This is a genomic window from Prosthecobacter sp., from assembly GCF_029946185.1.
GTDB lineage: Bacteria > Verrucomicrobiota > Verrucomicrobiia > Verrucomicrobiales > Verrucomicrobiaceae > Prosthecobacter.
In genome coordinates this window covers 1-17,395 of record NZ_JAQSEA010000250.1, presented here as the reverse complement: position 1 = coordinate 17,395, position 17,395 = coordinate 1, and the positions used below count along the sequence as shown (strand labels likewise).

The following is a 17,395-nucleotide window of genomic DNA, read 5'->3' as shown; positions in this document are numbered from 1 at the left end:
GCCGTGGAGCGTCGTCGAGCGTCGCAATACGCCTCTATCTGGAAATCTGTTTTGGAAAACGCTATAACCTTGGTCCGTGGAATGCGGCGTTTTCCAGAGGGAGCTGAAGCTCCCGACTACTTTACATGAAAAAGGCGGATCTGTTTCCAGATCCGCCGAAAGGGGAAAGTTAGAAGGGGCTGATTAGATCAGGCCGGCTGCTTTCAGGGTGTTGTAAGCGCCGTTCTTGTCAACGGTCTTGAGGGCGCGGGCGGTGAGCTTCACTTCGATGAACGCGTTGAGTTCAGGAACGAAGATGCGCTTTTTGCGGAGGTTCGGCAGGATGCAGCGCTTTACACGCTTCGTGATGTGACGACCGATACCGCCTTCTTTCTTGGCTTTACCGCTACGATGAATGTGGTGGCCGCGGGTGACGCCGACGCCGGTGATTTGACAGATTTTGGCCATGATGAGTTCGGGGGAAAAATTGGGGCGCGATACTAGCCGAGGAGAGACTGGCGTCAACCAAAAGTCTGCCTTTCCGGTTTCACCGTCCTGGACGGCCGACCATGAGGGAGGTGGTTTGGGGGTTCATGAGGTAGCCAATGCCGAAGTTCAGGGGCTTCACTGGGTAGCGGCCGGAGGAGTAGGCGGCGACCAAATCTGGCTGCTGGCAGCCGGTGAAGATCTCCAAGGTGCCGTGATAGTTGCCGTAGAGCCAGAGGTTCCAGCCATAGCGGGCGAAATCACGGTAAGGGACGCCGGAGGGATCCTGAACGATGGCGCTGCTGTGCCGCAGCAGGTAGTCGCGGATGCTGGAGAAACCGCTTTCGTGCATGAGGTAGGAGGCGCTTTTTAGGAAGGCGGGAACACGGCCCATACGGGAAACGAAGGTCAGAAACGGCCCGTCTGCGCTGAGGCTGCCATTGGAAAGGTCCTGCCGGAAGTAAAAGACACGTTTGGAAGCACCCACACCGCTGCGGCAGCGAATCATGAGGCCGGTGTTTCCTGAGGAACCGGACAGCGTGACATTGCCCGAGCCATCCAGACGCACGGTATCGACGGATTCTACTGTGTGGCCGGTGCCTGCCATGAAGGCCATGAGCAGCGGCAGCACGCCGCGAAAGCGCGTGGCCTGCAGATTGCTGCGCATCTCCGTGGTGATGAAGTAGCCGTTTTGCATGATGTTTGCGACGGCATTGCGCAGACCGGTGAGGCCGGAGTCGATCTCCGTCTGGGAGAGATCACTGAGGCGTGGGAGCGGCTCCGCAGGTTCCAGGCCGCAGAGCACATAGGTCTCGGCTGAGGGGAAGAGGGCGCTGGCAAAGAGGAAGTCAGGTCCGCTGAAGGGGTAGAACATGGCGTTCGCGCTCTTGATGTCGCCAATTTCTTCACTGGCCCAGGCCTGCAAGGCGCTGCGGCGGACGTTCTGGTGGGTCGCCCAAAGGCTGTCCATGCGCTGCTTGTGAGCGCTCACGGCTGCGGTCTGGCTGTAGGATGAGTCCATGCCAGCGAACAGGCGGGCGATGTCATTGATGGAACCCGCGTGGGTCGGGACATTCATGGACGCTGCCCCATTGTAGAGCGGTACATTGCCCGCGCTTTCGGCGCGCTTCACACTGCTGCCGCCGACGGCATCCAGCACGCCATTCCATTGACTGACTTTGGTGGCGGCCGAGTAATTTTTAAATGCCTCGTCAGGCAGGGCGCAGGCAGCCAGCAGCAGAAGCGCTGACAGCCCACCTATCACCCGGCATAGGATGGAGACATCCCGATTTCGTAGAGCCGTCATAGACCCACGACCGTACCCGGCTGAAAACGCCTCCCAAGTAAGTCTTTGGTAATGCCGCGCGGTTTATTTTCGGATGCGCCTAGTCGTTATAGGGATTCAAAGCGATTGCTGCGGAGCGCTGAATAGTTGGAGTATTTTAAATTGTTTCAGCGCCCGGTTGGCAGACTGAAGGCTGACGCAGAAAGCGGTCTGCATGGTTGCAGACAACGTCATCCGGTTTGTGCCAATGAAGGGGGCGATCAACGGCGGGCTTCACCCTGCCCCGTGCGGCTAAAGTTAATGAGCTTTTACCTTTCGCCGTCTTGCGAGGGAGGAGGGATTAGTTCTACCTTGTTAAGAGTTTAGGGTGAAGGCGGAGCGTTCCTTGTTCCACAGGAACAAGGCTACTTTGCTGCGCCAGGGTGACAGCCTGAAGAGCTCAGTTCCTGTGGAACTGAGGAGAGGCAAGGTCATGCCGGAAGTGTGCGTCGTTCTTTGAGGGTCTTGCTCAGACAGCGTTGACGATCAAGCTCACCCTCTAGAATTAACGCGTGAGGGAAAAGGCGATTGCGTGCAGCCAACTGGACCCGGAACGAGCTAGAGCTCATGACTACTTTTCAAGCCCGGCAGTGCCGGGCTTGAGGCAGGGAGACCCAGATGAACCGCACATGGAATGTGCGGACCACTTGGCGGATGATCGCGGGGCACCGCACAGGAAACTGTGCGGGCCACTTTACAGAAAGCTCTCGGCTTTCTATTTGGGCTGATGCATGCCGATGCAATGGAACGCACCGCCTTCGGTGACGAGATCCTTGGCCATCATGGAGATGATTTCACGACCTGGGAAGCATTCGGAGATCTTGTCTTCGGCAGCGGCGTCCTTCTTCTTGTGACCGAAGAGGGGCAGGAGCACGGCGTTGTTCATGATCATGAAGTTCGCGTAGCTGGCCGGGAGACGGCTGAGACGCCAGTCCTTCATTTCGATGGCCTGGGGCATTTCGATTTCGATGATCTCAAGCTTGCCGCCATCGGGAGCTTTGACGTCATCGAGACGCTCGCGGATTTCCTTGAGGACCTTGTGATTCGGGTCGGAGTCACGGGGCTCGACCATGCAGATGACGGCGTCTTCACGGATGAAGCGCACGATGTCGTCGATGTGGCCGTCGGTGTCGTCGCCTTCGATGCCTTTCTTGAACCAGACGATGTCTTTGACACCGAGCATGGCCTTGAGTTCTTTTTCGACTTCGGCTTTGTTGCCGGGCTTGCCGCCGTGGCGGTTAGGATTGAGGAGGACGGCCTCGGTGGTGAGGAGGGTGCCCTTGCCGTTGCATTCGATGGCTCCGCCTTCGAGGATCATCTTGGAGGTGAAACGCTCCATCTTGAGAGCGGCGGCCGCTTTCTCAGGGATGGCGTTGTCGAGATCCCATGGCGGGAACTTGCCGCCCCAGGCGTTGAATTCCCAGTCGGTGATGGCGACCTGGCCGGTTTCGTTGTGCTTGATGAAGATCGGGCCGTGGTCACGGCACCAGACGTCGTTGGTGTTGTTCTCGTAGATGTCCACCTGGCTGAGATCGCCCTCGTTGTCGGCGATGCTGAGACGGATGTTCATGTGGCTGAGCATCGGAGCGTTGATACGCACGCGCTCGTAGCGGGAGATGGTGCTGGCGATCTCGCCAAACTTGTCCTGCAGCTTGTGGTAGGTCTTGGGACAGCTTTCCTTGTTGGAAGGCCAGGACAGCCAGATTGCCTCCTGCTGCTCGAATTCGGCAGGCAGACGGTAGTTTTGGGGATAGGCGGCTTTACTCATCGATGTAGCGTTTGGTCAGGGGAGCGTAAGTGTCAATGCGACGATCGCGGAAAAAGGGCCAGATGCGGCGGAAATCTTCCACCGCAGCGAGGTCACATGGCACGATCAAAATCTCTTCATCGCTCACGGAGGCCTTTGCAACGATTTCTCCATACGGATTTGCAACAAAGCTCTGGCCCCAGAATTCGCTCTGCTGCTCGGTGCCGACGCGGTTGACTGCGGCGAGGAAGCAGCCGTTGGCGACGGCATGGCCACGCTGGACGGTCTCCCAAGCGCAGTGCTGGGCGGCGCCGAGGGAGGCCTTTTCACTGGGCAGCCAGCCGATGGCGGTGGGGTAGAAGAGGATCTCCGCGCCCATGAGGGCGGTGAGGCGGGCGGCTTCGGGGTACCACTGGTCCCAGCAAATGAGAACGCCGATGCGGCCGAATTTGGTGTCCCAGACGCGGTAGCCGAGGTCGCCGGGGGTGAAATAAAACTTTTCTTCGAAGCCGGGGTCCTGCGGGATGTGCATCTTGCGGTACTTGCCGAGCACGGTGCCGTCTGCGTCGATGACGGCGGCGGTGTTGTGGTAGAGGCCGGGGGCGCGTTTTTCGAAGAGGGGGACGATGATGACGACGCCGAGTTCTTTGGCGAGGGGGGCGAGCTTGTCAGTGGTGGGACCGGGGACGGCTTCGGCGAGATTGAAGAGCTCGGTGTCCTGCGTGATGCAGAAGTAGGGGGTGTTGAAAAGTTCCTGGAGGCAAATGATCTGCGCGCCACGGGCTGCGGCATCGCGGATGAGCCGTTCATGCTGCTGCACGCTTTCGTCTTTGCTTGAGAATGCCCGGCTTTGCACCAGGCCTAGAGTCACCTTTGCCATATGGCGCGGATGGTTCACCGATTGGGGACGAATGCAAGGAAAGAAGGTCCGGCGGGAATGACGCCGAGGTGAGGGGTCATCGCGCAGTGGACCACTGCCACCTGCTCCTCTGGTCTCCTACTCCACCGCCCCCGGCCTGAGCCAGTAGAGCACGCTCATGCGCACCGCGATCCCATTCTCCACCTGCTGGTTGATCAAACACTTCTCGTAATTCATCCCGGCATCGGTGATCTCCACCCCGCGATTCACCGGCCCCGGATGCATGAGGTGGAGTCCGCGCTCCCGCAAGACTTCCACACGCTCGTTGGTCAGCCCGTAATTGCGGTGATATTCCGCAGCACTGGGAATGAAAGGCTCGGTCATGCGCTCGCCCTGCACGCGTAGAAGATAGATGACATCGGGCTTCCAGTCGAAGGCGTCGTTCCAGTTGCCGAACTGCGGGATTTCCTCCGGCACCTCACGCGGCATCATGGAGCCAGGGGCCAGGTAGGCCACCTGCATGCCGAGGCGGCGGAAGATGAGGCTGGTGCTACGAGCGACTCGGGAGTGCTGGATGTCGCCGACGATCAGCGCGCGGCAGCCGCTGAGGTTTTTGTGGATTTCACGCAGGGTGAAGGCGTCCAGCAAGGCCTGGGTGGGGTGCGCGTGCCAGCCGTCGCCAGCGTTGATCACGCTGGCGCGGGTGTTTTTGGCGATGAGATTCGGAGTGCCAGCCTGCTTGTGCCGCACGACGATGTAGTCCACGCGCATAGCTTCCAGCGTCTCGACGGTGTCGAGAATGGACTCGCCTTTGACGACGCTGGAAGATTCGATGTCGAAGTGGGTGACGTCTGCGGACAGGCGGCTGGCGGCCACTTCGAAGCTGGAACGGGTGCGGGTGGAAGGCTCGTAAAACAGGGTGAGCATCGTCTGTCCCTTAAGCGTGGGCACCTTTTTCACGCTGCGTTTGAAGAGGTCCTTGAACGGCCCGGCGTTGTCGAGCACGAAGGCAATTTCCTCATCCGTGAGCGAGGCGATGTCGAGGAGGTCTTTGCGCGGGGTCATCTCGTAGAGGCTTGGGTTTGCACGGTGCAGGCATCTTCACCGTCCACTTCGGTAAAGCGCACGGCCACCCGCTCTCCGGGAGCGAGGGTGACCTTGAGGGCGGAAAAATCCGGCTGCACAGGGAATTCACGGCCGCAGCGGTCCACCAGTACGGCTAGTTGCACGCGCTTGGGGCGGCCAAAATTGAGCAGTTCGTCCAACGCAGCACGCACGCTGCGGCCGGTGTAGATGACTTCATCACAGAGCACTACGTTGAGGTCGTCGATGTCGAAGGCGATGTCCGAGCCTTCGAGCTTCGGCACCCTCTGGAGGGTGTTCAAATCATCGCGATACTGCGTGATGTCGATGGTGCCCAGGAGCACCTTGATGCCGCCGAGTGTTTCGATCTCTGCCGCAATGCGCCTCGCCAGCGGTACGCCACGGGTAAAAATGCCGACCAATGCGATGGTCTCCAACCCGGGATTTGCGGTCAGGATGCTCCTGGCCAAAGTATGCACCCCTGCGGCCATCTGGGCCTGGGTGAGGAGCGTGCGTTCATTGCCTGGCATGGTGGGAAAAGGGTGCGCGGACAGTCCGGCGATTCGTGATGTTGTCAAATCAGGGGATGGCAGCGGCGGCAGAGAAGTTTCGCAGCCGTGCCCGCCTCCAAGGTTGCAAAGCTGGCGCGTCTTTGGTTTGATGCATTTATGCAACGATTTCCCCGTGCCGTTTTAATGCTGGCCCTTTCTGGACTGCTGGCCAGTTGTGACATTCTCCGCGAGAACAAGATGCTGATCACGACGCATGTGCAGACGGATCAGTTGGAGCATCCCAGCGAAGTCATGAGGCTGCCAATCGGCGGTCAGCAAATGACTTTCAAAAAATCTCCCGAGTTCAGCCAGCGGAGCATCTCAGGCTTTGAGCCCTTCAAGGCGGAAAACGACGATGGCTACGGCGTGATGCTGCAACTCGACACCAAGGGCCGCCATGCGCTTGATCTCGCCTCCCGTGAGTACCATGGCTCGACCTTCTTGACGATGATCCATGGCATGCCCATCGACATGATCGAGATTGACAAACCCGTTACCGACGGCCGGTTCATCATCTGGCGTGGACTCTCGAAGGAGACGATTGATGAAATGGACAAATTTTATCCGCGTCTCAAATACATGAAATCCTCCTCGCGCAAAATGGAAGACATGATGCCGTCCACCTCCATGGAAAAGATGAATTCGCGCCGAGACGCCAAGGCGCTGGAGGCCGCCGAAAAAGCTGCCGCGCGTGACAAGGAGCGTGGTGTGCTGCCGAAGCCACGCAAGATGAAGGACATCCCGCTCGAAGACTACAAACTGCCCGGGACCTAATGATACGCCACGCCCTTTCACTTTCGCTGCTTTGCCTGCTCACCGGAGCCGTGACAGCGCAGCAGTTGCAACTGCCCACTGCCAATCGCGCGCTGTTTGACGCCCCTGCGGAGTTTTTCCAATTCGTGGACCGCAACTTCGACGGAGCCAAGACCACCCCATGGGAGGGCGGGCAGTTCGGCTTTGTACGCGATCCCCGCCGTATTGGAAGCCGGATCGCCTACGCACGCTTTCATGAAGGCCTCGACATCAAACCGCTGCAGCGTGATGCGAAAGGCAATCCGCAGGACGAAGTCGGTGCGATCGCCGACGGTGTCGTGATGTATGTCGCTGCCTCGGCTGGTCTGAGCAATTACGGGCGCTACATTGTCGTGCGGCATGACTGGGGCGGCAGTCCGTTTTTTTCGCTCTACGCCCATCTGGCGACAGCACAAGTCAGTACGGGGCAGAGAGTGAAGGCGGGCACGCCGCTGGGCATCCTGGGATACACCGGCAGCGGCATCGACCAACGTCGTGCCCATGTCCATGTGGAGCTAAACATGCTGCTCTCCAGCCGTTTTGAAGCATGGCATGCGGCGAATTTTGCCTCGCCGAATCATCACGGTGTCTTCAACGGCCTGAATCTCATCGGTCTCGATCTGCAATCTCTTTACCTGGCACAGCAGAGGAATCCGGAACTCACCGCCGCCGGCTCAGTGCGGGCGACGGAAAGCGCCTACCGCGTGGCCGTGCCGGGAGATGCTGAGATGGAGATCGTCAAAAATTATCCCTGGCTGCTGGATGGCCCGCGCCCTGCGGGCAGGCCTGCAAGCTGGGAGGTCACCTTCAGCCGCTGGGGCCTGCCGCTGGCGGTGAAGGCATCTTCGACAGCAGTCTCAGCCCCATTCGTGACCTGGGTGAAGGACGCCGGCATTCCCCACTACACGCACACCCGGGGCTGCGTGACGGGGAGCGGCAGCAGTGGCAAGCTCACGGTGGAAGGCCTGCGCTTTGTGAAGATCGCCTGCGGCTGGTTTTAATCTGGACAAAACGAAGCCGTTCATTTCATCTCGACCCTGCCATGACTGATCCCATCAATCCTTATGCTCCGCCGCAGTCGAACATCCTTCCTGCGGGCAACCCCGATGAAATCCAACAGCTCGCATCTCCCTGGCGGCGGCTGGGTGCCAGCATTTTGGACTCCCTGATCATGATATTGATAGTGATGCCAATCATGTATTTCAGTGGGTATTTCACCCGCATCATGGAACAAGCCGGAAAGGCGAGCTCTTGGAACATGGAGCAGCTGCTGTGGGCAGCCATGGGCTTTGGCATCATGCTCGCCATCAACTGGAATCATCTGGGCCGGGGCCAGACCATCGGCAAGGGCATCATGGAACTGCGCATCGTTCGGAAAAACGGCACGCCGGCTGAACGGTCACATATCATCCTCAAGCGCATCCTGCCGCTGCAGATCATCGCCCAAGTGCCGATCTTGGGCGGGCTTTTTGCCGTCGTGGATGCTCTTTTGATCTTCCGTTCCCGGCACAACACGATCCATGACGACATTGCTGACACCAAGGTCATCGACCTGCGTCAACTGCCGGTAGTTTGATCCGGCTCACGGTTTCACTTCCGGCTCCGGCACATAAAACCGGCCCATGTGCTCCAAAATTTTGGCCCGCAGTTCATCGCCATCGACCGGGCCATTGTGGCGGAAGATCACCTCACCGCCTGGGGCGACGACGAGGGTGTGCGGGATCGGGCCGGGCCACTCGGGATCCAGCGCCTTGATCAACGCATCCTGGCTCGCTTCATTGAAGACGTAGGAGTTGCCCTTGCGTCCCTCGGCTTTGAGCGAAGGCTTCAACTTGTCAGGCACCACGGCGTTGTACTTCTCTAGAAATTCCTTCACCTCATCCATGTCCTTCGGATCGTTCATGCTGATGCTGATGAACTCGAAATCACGCAGGCCAAATTTGCGCGACGTGGCGACGAGTTCGGGAAACTCCTCCACGCATGGCCCGCACCAGGTGGCCCAGACGTTGAACATGCGGACCTTCTTCGTGTCGTTCTTGCGCAGCGCGGCGATGCCTTTGGAGTCGATCAACTCCACCTCCACCCCGCCCTTCTCCCACTTGTCATTGTCGGCGGCGAGCTGCTGGCGCTTGTCGATCCACTTGGTGGAGCAGCCATGTGGCTTGGTGATCTCCACCGGCACCGGTTTGCCCGCCAGCAGCGCCTCGATGGCATGGCGCGCATCAGGCTCGGTCACCGTGGCCTCATCCGCATAGCGTGAATCATCCAGGCGGCCCTGGTAGCGCAGTTTGCGCTCCTTGTCGAAAATGAAGACATGTGGCGTGGCCAGGCAGCCGTAGGCAAGCGCTGCCTTCTGCGTGTCGCCATCGTAGAGATAGGGGAATGTAAAACCCTGCTCCTTCGCGTGCAGCTTCATCTCGGGGAAGCTGTCGTTGTACTTCGAATAGCCAAGCTCATCCGGCCGCAGCGCAGCGGGATCATTGGGATTGATGGCCACCACCTTCAATCCCCTGCCCTTGTACTCTTTGAGCAGCTTCTTGATGCGGCCTTCCACCGCCTGCGAAGTCGGGCAGTGATTGCTGAGAAACGCCACCATCAGCAGATTGGCATCTTCGTAGTTTTTCAGCGTGTGCTTGTCTTCATCAATGCCGACGAGATCAAAATCGGGGGCGGCATCGCCGATTTTGAGCTCGTGAAAGCCCTCGGGCATGGCCGACTTCTTCGCCTTCGGCGTTTCCGCATTCATGAGGGCCGGAAGCAGTGCTGCCAGCAGGATGAGAGCAAGCTTGTTCATGGTCTTGATTATTCAGGTTTAACAGCCTGGCATTTCCAACACACTTCAAACGAAGCGGGATTGGATTCTTTGCATGCGGGGCAGGGCCATTCTTCAGCGGAACAGGCTTCCTCCGACTGGTGCGGCAGCAGCAAAACACTGGCCTGCTCATAATCAGCGTCGTTCACGAGGCAAAGCGTCGGCTGCAGCGGCCCGATGAAGATGTTGGCCAGTTGTGCGGTCGTTTCATTGCGGATGAAACAGGGAATCTCTGCTTCATCGAGGATCGATTTGAAAAAGCCGAGCCGAGTGGAGTCGATACTGGTGATGAGGTCGCGCATAAATAGATGTTATACTTCGAATTCATCCGCCGGATCAAACGGCGGCATGGGTATATTGATGATCTTCAGCTTGCCTACCGCCCGGTGCACGCAGCCGGGTCGGATCATGACGGAGGTCATTGGTTTGAGAGGGATGATCTGCCCGTCCACCTCCAGATGCCCCTCCCCTTCGAGCACGATGTAGATCTCGGTCATCTTCTTGTGATAGTGCGCCTTGCTGTCCGCATGGATGTCCGTGAGGTGCACGGTGGCGAGGGTGTTCCAGTCTTCCTTGAACGCCCTCCGCGCCTGACCGCAAGGGCAAGGCGTCGGGGGAATTTCATCAAGCTGGGCGACGGCGAAGCGGGGTTCGGGCATAAAATGAGGAATGACGAAGAATTATTGGCGGTGGTGTTCTTTGGCAAATGCGGCGGCATCACGGGCGCCATGGAGGACATAGAGAATACGAGCCCCGGCATTCTCTGGCAGCGGTCGGTAATAGATGAGGTAATTGGGGTATTCCGGCACGGTGATCATGCGGATGCCTGTGAGCGATCGACGAAGCGGATGGTATTCGGTGCCCATAAGAGGCTCTTGAGCGAGCAACTCGTACATTCTGGTAATGGCAAACTCAACAGCCTCGGCGGCAAGCGGATTGTGCATTGCGATGTGGGTCGAAATCTCGATCACATCTTCATCCACTTCTGGATGAACCTGGAGTTCCTGCTCAGGCATGCTGGTGCTGCTGCACACGTTCCATCACCCTGGCACGGATGCTTTCACGGTAGGCTTTCATGTCCGTGATCGTGATGAACGGCCCCTTGTCCCGCTCCTCCAAAATATCCTCCAGCGCCTGATGTTCCGCATCTGCGGGAACATACTCGTCATTTTCGAGGCAGGTCACGACATAGGCCGAAAGGAAACCTTCGGGAGATTGATTCCAACCCTGCGCCTTACGGGTCAGGGCAGGCATGACGGCTTCAGGAAGATCAATGGTGAACTGAGGCATGGCCGGAGCTTACCATAGCACCGTAATTGCGACACGCCTTTTTAAACGCCTTTGCTGCTCAGCCCCCTCACAGGAGAAAGACGAAAGGGTTACTGGCGGTGGTGTTCTTTGGCAAATGCGGCGGCATCACGGGCGCCATGGAGGAGATAGAGAATACGAGCCCCGGCATTCTCTGGCAGCGGTCGGTAATAGATGAGGTAATTGGGGTATTCCGGCACGGTGATCATGCGGATGTCTTGTAGCGAGCGACGGAGAGGATGGTATTCGGTGCCCAGGAGGGAATGATGGGCCAGAAGTATGAACATATCACGAATGGCACTCACCACCCTCCTCGCGGCTTCTGGGTCATCCAGTGCAATGTGCTCTGCAATCTCGACCAAATCAACATCACCCACATCAGGGTGCATGTGCTGCACAGGATCAAACATGCGCCTTGTGCCGATGAATCCTTGCCATGGCCTTTTCCATGACTCTCTCCACCAAATCATCAGGCACAGGAACAAACGGCCCCTTGTCCCTTTCCTCTAAAATGTCTTCCAGATGCTCCTGCTCTTCAGACGACATAGCTTGCGGGGGACCCAAGTCATTCTGGTCCAAGTTCACCGATAGATAGCTCACGATGAATTCCTCCGGCGTCTCCCGCCCGATCTCAGCCTTGCGGGTTAGAAGCGGCATGAGCGTTTCAGGAACGTCGATGGTGAGCTGTGGCATGGAAAAAGAATAACCTATTTCCTGCGGGATACACCCAGTTTTAAAGCGCCGCCAGCGCGGCTGCGGCCACTTCTGCCGTCTGCTCCAGGTCATCGCGGCTGTGGGCCATGCTGATGAAGCCGGTCTCGAACTGGCTGGGGGCGAAGTACACGCCGTGGTCGAGGCAGTGGTGGAAGAATTTGCGGAAGGCGGCGAGATCGCTGGTTTTGGCGTCCTGCAGATTGTGGACTTCCTTTTCCGTGAAGAAGAGGCAGAACATGCTGCCTTTGCGGTACCAACGGTAGTTGAGGCCTTTTTTCTTGAGCACGTCGAGCACGGCGGTTTCCATGATCTGGCCGAGGTTTTCGAGCAGCGCGTAGCCGTTTTTCTTCTCCAGTTCGCGAAGCTGCGCCAGACCTGCGGCCAAGGCCACCGGGTTGCCGCTGAGAGTGCCGGCCTGATACACCGGGCCAAGCGGGGCGAGGTAGTCCATGATGTCGGCACGTCCGCCAAAGGCACCCACCGGCAGACCGCCGCCGATGACCTTGCCAAGGCAGGTCAGATCTGGCGTGATCTTTTCCAGCTCCTGTACCCCGCCTTTGGCGAGACGAAAGCCGGTCATGACTTCATCGAAAATGAGCAGGGCGCCGTGCTTGGCGGTGATGTCGCGGAGCTTTTGCAGGAAGCCGGGTTTTGGCAGGATCAGGCCCGCATTGGCCGGGTAGGGCTCGACGATGACGCAGGCGATTTCGTGGCCTTGTTTCTCAAACAACTCTTCCAGCGCGGCTTCGTCGTTGAACGGCAGCACGCTGGTGAGTTCGGCAAAGGCACGCGGAACACCGGCGCTGTCGGGATTGCCATGCGTCAGCGCACCGCTGCCAGCGGCCACGAGGAGACTGTCGGAATGGCCGTGGTAGCAGCCGTCGAACTTCACCAGGCGGTCGCGGCCTGTGAATCCACGTGCGAGGCGGATGGCGGACATGGTAGCCTCTGTGCCACTGCTGACCATGCGCACTTTTTGAATGCTCGGCACCCATTCGCAGATCGTGCGCGCCATTTCGATCTCATAGAGATTCGGAATGCCAAAGCTGACACCGTCTTTAGCGGCGTTGTGGATGGCCTCGATCACGGCAATGGGTGCATGGCCGAGAATGGCCGGGCCCCAGGTTCCGACGTAGTCGATCATGCAGCGGTCATCCACATCGTAGATGCGGCAGCCTTTGGCTCGCTTCACGAAAAAAGGGTCGCCGCCGACGTTGCGAAAGGCGCGCACAGGCGAGTTCACTCCTCCGGGAATGTACTGCTTGGCGAGATCGAAGAGCTTGGTGGAAAGGGGTCCGTTTGGCATGGTAGGGGTGGAAAGGGATACGCCGGAGAGTTTATGCGTCGAACAAAAGGTTGCCCGGAACTGTCTGAGTCGGCTATTCTTAGCTCAAATCCCGACCACCCTGCCTATGAAAGCGTTCTGTTTGGTTCTTCTCGCCCTTTGCATCACGGAAGCCGCCCAGGCACAGTCTGCCACTTCGTCCCCACGCAACCGGTCTTCCTTGGCGACGGTCGAGCCCGGCACCTTTGCCGTGGAAGGCATGACGCCCAAGCCGATCGTGCTCAAAGTGCAGCTCGAAGCGCCGGTGTACCCCACCAGCAAGCTTCAGGGCGCCCTCGGCTCGTTTGCACCCGGCACCCTGGTCACTCTGCTGGCGATGTCAGACACGGCCTACCGTGTCCGTGGCCGTGCGCGACATGGCGACGTCGCTGGCTGGGTGCGAATGGCCGAAGTGAAGTCCGCCGTCCCGGATCTGAACGCGAACCTCAAAAAACTCTACGAGCGCACCAAGTTGGTGGATGAACTCATCCAGCACAAGCAAGTGGCCCTCGGCATGACCAGCCAGGAAGTGCACGCCTCGATGGGCAAGCCTTCACGCAAATCCAGCAAGATCACGGCGGCAGGCAAGGAGGAGCGGCTGGAATACGCCGTCTATGAGCAGGTGCCGCAGACGACCACGGGGCGCAACGCCTTCGGCCAGATCGTGCAGTCGGTCATCTATATCCGGGTGGAGGTCGGCACCCTGAGCCTGGCTTTCAAAGACGGTATTGTCTCAGAAATCGCAGAGACCAAGGGCAATCCCCTCGGCGGAGGCGGTGCCATCACCATACCGCCGCCGGTGGGTGGGTTTTGATCACGGCTCACATCTGCGCCGGATCTCATCCCGCACCCGCTCCGGAGTCCAGCCCACCGCACGCAGGCTGCGCAATGACCGCGCATCATCCCGCTTCGCGAGGCGTTTGCCAGTTTCATCCGTGATCAGCCGATGGTGCTGCCATTGCGGGACCGGCAGACCCAACAGCGCCTGCAGGAGCCGGTGCAGATGCGTCGCCTCCAGCAGATCCTCCCCGCGCGTCACCAGCGTGATGCCTTGCAGCGCATCATCCACGACCACCGCCAGATGATAACTCGCGGGTGTGTCCTTGCGCGCCAGCACCACATCCCCAAACACAGCAGGTCGCGCTTGAAAAACTCCACGCCCACGATCCGTCCATTCCAAGTCGCCATCGACGATCCGCGCGGCCTTCGCCACGTCCAGCCGCAGCGCATACGACTCCCCTGCCGCCACGCGTTGCGCACGCTCACCCGCATCCCGGTTACGGCACGTCCCCGGATACAGCGGGCCGTCCGGCCCCTGCGGTGCATTGCCCGCCCGCGCAATCTCCTCCTGAATCTCCCGCCGCGTGCAAAAGCACGGATAGAGCACGCCCAGAGCCTCCAGCTTCGCCAAGGCAGCACGATAGTCCGCGAAGTGATCCGACTGCCGCCGCACCGGCTGCTCCCAGTCCAATCCCAGCCACGCCAGATCTTCAAAAATCGCCACCTCATATTCAGGCCGCGCCCGCGTGCCGTCGATGTCCTCCAGCCTGATCAAAAAACGCCCACCCGCGGCATACTCCTGCGCAAACAACGCCGCATACGCATGCCCCAGATGCAGCCATCCGGTGGGACTGGGGGCGAATCGTGTGACTTCAGGCATGGGCAATAAATTGTCACACTCAGTTCGAGTTGGCGTCTTTTTTTGCACGACTCGACATTTGATCCAAACGCCCCAAACTAACTCGCATGAATCTCGCCGACCTCGTTTCCCACCTCGACACCGAACTGCGCATCGCGGAGATCGCCGACTACTCGAACGCCCTCAACGGGCTCCAGCTCGAAAACCGTGAGGGCAAAGTCACCAAGATCGTAGCTGCGGTGGACGCCACGTTGCCTGTGATGAAAAAAGCCATCGCCGCAGGTGCGGATTTGCTCATCGTCCATCACGGCCTGTTCTGGACCGGCCTCCAAACCTGGACCGGCCCGGTCTTCCAAAAAATCAAAACCGCGCTCGATGCCGGCCTCGCCGTTTATAGCTGCCACCTCCCGCTCGACTTCCACCCCACCCTCGGCAACGACGCCGTCCTCGCCCGCGCCCTCGGCTTCGAACCCACCGGCAACTTCATGAAAACCAAGGGCACCGAAAACGGTGCCAAGATCGAAACCGAAATCAGCCGCGACGAGCTCGTCCAGCGTCTCGCCGCCGCCACCGGCGCCCGCGTCCATCTCTGCCCGGGCGGCCCTGCCACCTGCCGCAAGATCGGCATCATGACCGGCGGCGCAGGCTCCGAAGTCGCCACCGTCGCCAAGGCGGGCATCGACACCTTCATCACCGGCGAAGGCCCGCACTGGAGCTACACCCTCGCTGAAGAGATCGGCGTCAATCTCGTCTACGGCGGTCACTACGCCACCGAGACCTTTGGCGTGAAAGCCCTCTCCGCCTCTATTAAAACGAAGTTCGGCATCCCGTGGGAATTTGTCGATCATCCGACTGGTTTGTAAGCCATGAGCTATCTCACTCGTGATTTTTTCGAGCGCGATGTTCTCACCGTCGCCCGCGACCTGATTGGCGTGGAGCTGGTCTGGAAAGGCTGTGCCGGCATCATTGTCGAAACCGAGGCCTATGCCGTGGAGGGGGATCTGGCCTGCCACACCGCCACCCGCCCGAGCTCGCGCGAGTTTGTGAAATCACACCCGTCCGGCACCGCCTACGTTTATTTCAACTACGGCATGTACTGGCTCTTCAACCTCCTGGTCAAAGGCGGCGCGCAAGACGGCTTGATCCTGATCCGCGCACTGGAGCCCACCTGCGGCATCCCGCAAATGCAGCAGCGCCGCCACCGCGAAAAACTGCACGAATTGTGCTCCGGCCCCGGAAAACTCGCACTGGCCCTCGGGTTTGACGGCAGCCATCACGGCCTACCCATGGCAGGCAAAGGCCGTCCAGCAGGCTGCGGCCTCATCAAACCCGCCACGGCCCCTTTCGAAGTGGTCAGCGACATCCGCGTCGGCATCAGCCAGGCCGTCGATTACCCGTGGCGATTCCTCTCACGCCACAGCCCGCACCTCAGCGTGAAGCACGGGAAGGTGAAACTGCCGATCATCAAACCACCCCGCTGCCCAAAATAAGGCGAACCAGAGCCACCACGCCGACGGCAATGTTGATGGTCAGACCAATCTTTCGTTCAGGAAACACGCCAAAGATGATGCCCACCACGCACAGGACCAGCACGAGCCAGTTCAGCGCTCCCAGAAAGGGAATCAGGCTGGGCACCATGCCAAGTGCGGCCACGAGGCCGATCAAAACCGAAAAGAATTGGCAGAGAGCTTTCATAACGACGGCAAAGACCACCAGCAGCGGGTGAATACAACTGCAATTCTCCAGGGCCATTGTAAGCCGCGCCTTGCATTCAGGCGCGGACGCGGTACGCTCCGGCTTCGTTGAATGATAAGGAGAGGTGGCTGAGTGGTTGAAGGCACCTGACTCGAAATCAGACGTTGTCGTAAGGCAACCGTGGGTTCAAATCCCACCCTCTCCGCCATTCTTCACCGACCTTAGGAGGCAAAGAATGCCCTCCGCAGCTTGGAAAGCGAAGGGGCGCGGCCCTTACCGAATCCACTCCCGCAGCTTCTTCAAGTCCACCGGCTTTACCAGATATTCATTGAAGCCGGCACGTTTCCCTTCGGCCAAATCCTCCGCGCTGCCATAGCCGCTCATCGCCACGAGCAGGGCGTTGGCAAAACCAGGCATTGCGCGGATGCGGCGGGCGACTTCAAAGCCATTCATGCCTGGCAGACCAATGTCCAGGATGATCACCTCGGGCATGAACTCGGCCGCAGCAGCCACCGCGTCCGGTCCCGTAAAAGCAATTCGCGTTTCGTGCCCGCGACGTTCATGCAGGAGAGCCAGACTGCAGGCCGAATCCTCATTATCATCCACGATCAAGATGCGTCTTCCCCGCTCCCGCACCGCTCCAGTTGCCGGGGGTGCAGCCAGCTCTTCTGCCGCTGAAGATTTCGGTTTGATCAGCATGGGAAGCCGCACACTAAATTCCGACCCGTGGCCGATTCCCGCACTCTTTGCCTGAATGCTTCCGCCGTGCAGCTGCACCAGCCGCTGAGCGAGAGTCAGGCCAATGCCCAAACCTCCGCGCGACCGGTCCAGAGTTCGGCTCTCCTGCACAAAAAGCTCAAAAATACGCGGCAGCAGCTCCGCATCGATTCCCAGTCCGCTGTCGCTTACTGTGACCACCACCTCCCGCCCATCGCGCTCCACGCTCACTTTGATGGGGCAGCCGTCGTCGCTGTACTTGCCAGCGTTGATCAATAGATTGCCGAAGACTTGCTCCAGCCGCGTCGGATCCGCATCTAGATGCACCGGCTCCTCCGGCAGTTGCAGCAGAATCTCCTGACCTC

The 17,395-nt window shown here is 59.3% G+C and carries 23 protein-coding genes and 1 tRNA gene; 7 read left to right on the top strand and 17 right to left on the bottom strand.

All coding sequences use genetic code 11. The features are described from left to right. Positions 1-183: 183 nt before the first annotated feature. From rpmB to pyrR, 6 genes are all read right to left on the bottom strand, one after another. A complete protein-coding gene (gene rpmB, locus PSV43_RS20780) occupies positions 184-447 on the bottom strand; it encodes a 50S ribosomal protein L28 (RefSeq protein ID WP_300202126.1) in 264 nt (87 codons plus the stop codon). A gap of 79 nt (positions 448-526) precedes the next feature. Next, the gene (locus PSV43_RS20775) at positions 527-1,771 is read right to left on the bottom strand and encodes a hypothetical protein (protein ID WP_300202124.1); all 1,245 of its coding nucleotides are present in this window, start codon (positions 1,769-1,771) and stop codon (positions 527-529) included. 733 nt (positions 1,772-2,504) lie between these two features. Next, positions 2,505-3,557, bottom strand: coding sequence for an agmatine deiminase family protein (locus tag PSV43_RS20770; RefSeq protein WP_300202121.1), 1,053 nt, complete (start codon positions 3,555-3,557; stop codon positions 2,505-2,507). Beyond that, complete coding sequence (locus PSV43_RS20765; protein WP_300202118.1) at positions 3,550-4,416, bottom strand: carbon-nitrogen hydrolase; 867 nt, start codon at positions 4,414-4,416, stop codon at positions 3,550-3,552. Before PSV43_RS20765 ends, PSV43_RS20770 begins: the two co-directional genes overlap by 8 nt. 117 nt (positions 4,417-4,533) lie before the next feature. After that, positions 4,534-5,460, bottom strand: a complete 927-nt coding sequence (locus PSV43_RS20760; RefSeq protein ID WP_300202115.1) for an aspartate carbamoyltransferase catalytic subunit — start codon at positions 5,458-5,460, stop codon at positions 4,534-4,536. Continuing rightward, on the bottom strand, positions 5,457-6,008 hold the full coding sequence (gene pyrR, locus PSV43_RS20755) for a bifunctional pyr operon transcriptional regulator/uracil phosphoribosyltransferase PyrR (RefSeq protein ID WP_300202112.1): 552 nt from the start codon (positions 6,006-6,008) through the stop codon (positions 5,457-5,459). Before pyrR ends, PSV43_RS20760 begins: the two co-directional genes overlap by 4 nt. 138 nt (positions 6,009-6,146) lie before the next feature. Between pyrR and PSV43_RS20750 the strand changes: the two genes are divergently transcribed. Genes PSV43_RS20750 through PSV43_RS20740 form a run of 3 tightly spaced genes read left to right on the top strand, consistent with a single transcriptional unit; the run spans position 6,147 to position 8,397 of the window. Continuing rightward, the gene (locus PSV43_RS20750; RefSeq protein ID WP_300202110.1) at positions 6,147-6,803 is read left to right on the top strand and encodes a hypothetical protein; all 657 of its coding nucleotides are present in this window, start codon (positions 6,147-6,149) and stop codon (positions 6,801-6,803) included. Further along, complete coding sequence (locus PSV43_RS20745) at positions 6,803-7,822, top strand: M23 family metallopeptidase (protein ID WP_300202107.1); 1,020 nt, start codon at positions 6,803-6,805, stop codon at positions 7,820-7,822. Before PSV43_RS20750 ends, PSV43_RS20745 begins: the two co-directional genes overlap by 1 nt. Positions 7,823-7,863: 41 nt before the next feature. Further along, complete coding sequence (locus tag PSV43_RS20740; RefSeq protein WP_300202104.1) at positions 7,864-8,397, top strand: RDD family protein; 534 nt, start codon at positions 7,864-7,866, stop codon at positions 8,395-8,397. Between the two features lie 6 nt (positions 8,398-8,403). Here PSV43_RS20740 and PSV43_RS20735 read toward each other — a convergent pair whose 3' ends face one another. The 8 genes from PSV43_RS20735 to hemL all read right to left on the bottom strand — a co-directional run bounded on the left by PSV43_RS20735 (position 8,404) and on the right by hemL (position 12,961). Next, positions 8,404-9,615: a redoxin domain-containing protein gene (locus PSV43_RS20735; RefSeq protein WP_300202101.1), complete on the bottom strand. Its 1,212-nt coding sequence runs from the start codon at positions 9,613-9,615 to the stop codon at positions 8,404-8,406. An 8-nt stretch (positions 9,616-9,623) separates the two neighbouring features. After that, positions 9,624-9,935, bottom strand: coding sequence for a DUF2007 domain-containing protein (locus PSV43_RS20730; RefSeq protein ID WP_300202098.1), 312 nt, complete (start codon positions 9,933-9,935; stop codon positions 9,624-9,626). Positions 9,936-9,944: 9 nt separating this feature from the next. Then, positions 9,945-10,292 (bottom strand): cupin domain-containing protein, encoded by a 348-nt coding sequence (locus PSV43_RS20725; RefSeq protein ID WP_300202096.1) that lies wholly within the window; start codon positions 10,290-10,292, stop codon positions 9,945-9,947. A 21-nt stretch (positions 10,293-10,313) separates the two neighbouring features. Continuing rightward, a complete protein-coding gene (locus tag PSV43_RS20720) occupies positions 10,314-10,649 on the bottom strand; it encodes a type II toxin-antitoxin system RelE/ParE family toxin (RefSeq protein WP_300202093.1) in 336 nt (111 codons plus the stop codon). Further along, positions 10,642-10,923: a hypothetical protein gene (locus tag PSV43_RS20715; RefSeq protein WP_300202090.1), complete on the bottom strand. Its 282-nt coding sequence runs from the start codon at positions 10,921-10,923 to the stop codon at positions 10,642-10,644. Before PSV43_RS20715 ends, PSV43_RS20720 begins: the two co-directional genes overlap by 8 nt. 89 nt (positions 10,924-11,012) lie before the next feature. Next, a complete protein-coding gene (locus PSV43_RS20710; RefSeq protein WP_300202087.1) occupies positions 11,013-11,351 on the bottom strand; it encodes a type II toxin-antitoxin system RelE/ParE family toxin in 339 nt (112 codons plus the stop codon). Continuing rightward, a complete protein-coding gene (locus tag PSV43_RS20705) occupies positions 11,344-11,634 on the bottom strand; it encodes a hypothetical protein (RefSeq protein WP_300202084.1) in 291 nt (96 codons plus the stop codon). Before PSV43_RS20705 ends, PSV43_RS20710 begins: the two co-directional genes overlap by 8 nt. Before the next feature lie 40 nt (positions 11,635-11,674). Continuing rightward, entirely contained in the window at positions 11,675-12,961 is a 1,287-nt protein-coding gene (gene hemL, locus PSV43_RS20700) for a glutamate-1-semialdehyde 2,1-aminomutase (protein ID WP_300202081.1), read from the bottom strand. Between the two features lie 106 nt (positions 12,962-13,067). Here hemL and PSV43_RS20695 point away from each other — a divergent pair, with 106 nt between their 5' ends. Then, positions 13,068-13,793, top strand: coding sequence for a hypothetical protein (locus PSV43_RS20695; RefSeq protein ID WP_300202078.1), 726 nt, complete (start codon positions 13,068-13,070; stop codon positions 13,791-13,793). Here PSV43_RS20695 and gluQRS read toward each other — a convergent pair whose 3' ends face one another. Then, positions 13,794-14,639 carry a tRNA glutamyl-Q(34) synthetase GluQRS gene (gluQRS, locus tag PSV43_RS20690; protein ID WP_300202076.1) on the bottom strand — a complete coding sequence of 282 codons (846 nt, stop codon included), beginning with the start codon at positions 14,637-14,639 and terminating at the stop codon, positions 13,794-13,796. A gap of 86 nt (positions 14,640-14,725) precedes the next feature. Here gluQRS and PSV43_RS20685 point away from each other — a divergent pair, with 86 nt between their 5' ends. Continuing rightward, the gene (locus PSV43_RS20685; RefSeq protein WP_300202073.1) at positions 14,726-15,481 is read left to right on the top strand and encodes a Nif3-like dinuclear metal center hexameric protein; all 756 of its coding nucleotides are present in this window, start codon (positions 14,726-14,728) and stop codon (positions 15,479-15,481) included. 3 nt (positions 15,482-15,484) lie between these two features. Beyond that, positions 15,485-16,108 carry a DNA-3-methyladenine glycosylase gene (locus tag PSV43_RS20680; RefSeq protein WP_300202070.1) on the top strand — a complete coding sequence of 208 codons (624 nt, stop codon included), beginning with the start codon at positions 15,485-15,487 and terminating at the stop codon, positions 16,106-16,108. Here the strand turns inward: PSV43_RS20680 and PSV43_RS20675 are convergent. Continuing rightward, entirely contained in the window at positions 16,083-16,331 is a 249-nt protein-coding gene (locus PSV43_RS20675; RefSeq protein WP_300202068.1) for a hypothetical protein, read from the bottom strand. The genes PSV43_RS20680 and PSV43_RS20675 overlap by 26 nt on opposite strands. A 100-nt stretch (positions 16,332-16,431) precedes the next feature. Between PSV43_RS20675 and PSV43_RS20670 the strand changes: the two genes are divergently transcribed. Next, a tRNA-Ser gene (locus PSV43_RS20670) sits at positions 16,432-16,521 on the top strand. 65 nt (positions 16,522-16,586) lie between these two features. Here PSV43_RS20670 and PSV43_RS20665 read toward each other — a convergent pair. Further along, a partial coding sequence (locus PSV43_RS20665) for an ATP-binding protein (RefSeq protein ID WP_300202066.1) occupies positions 16,587-17,395 on the bottom strand: 809 nt, incomplete at its 5' end.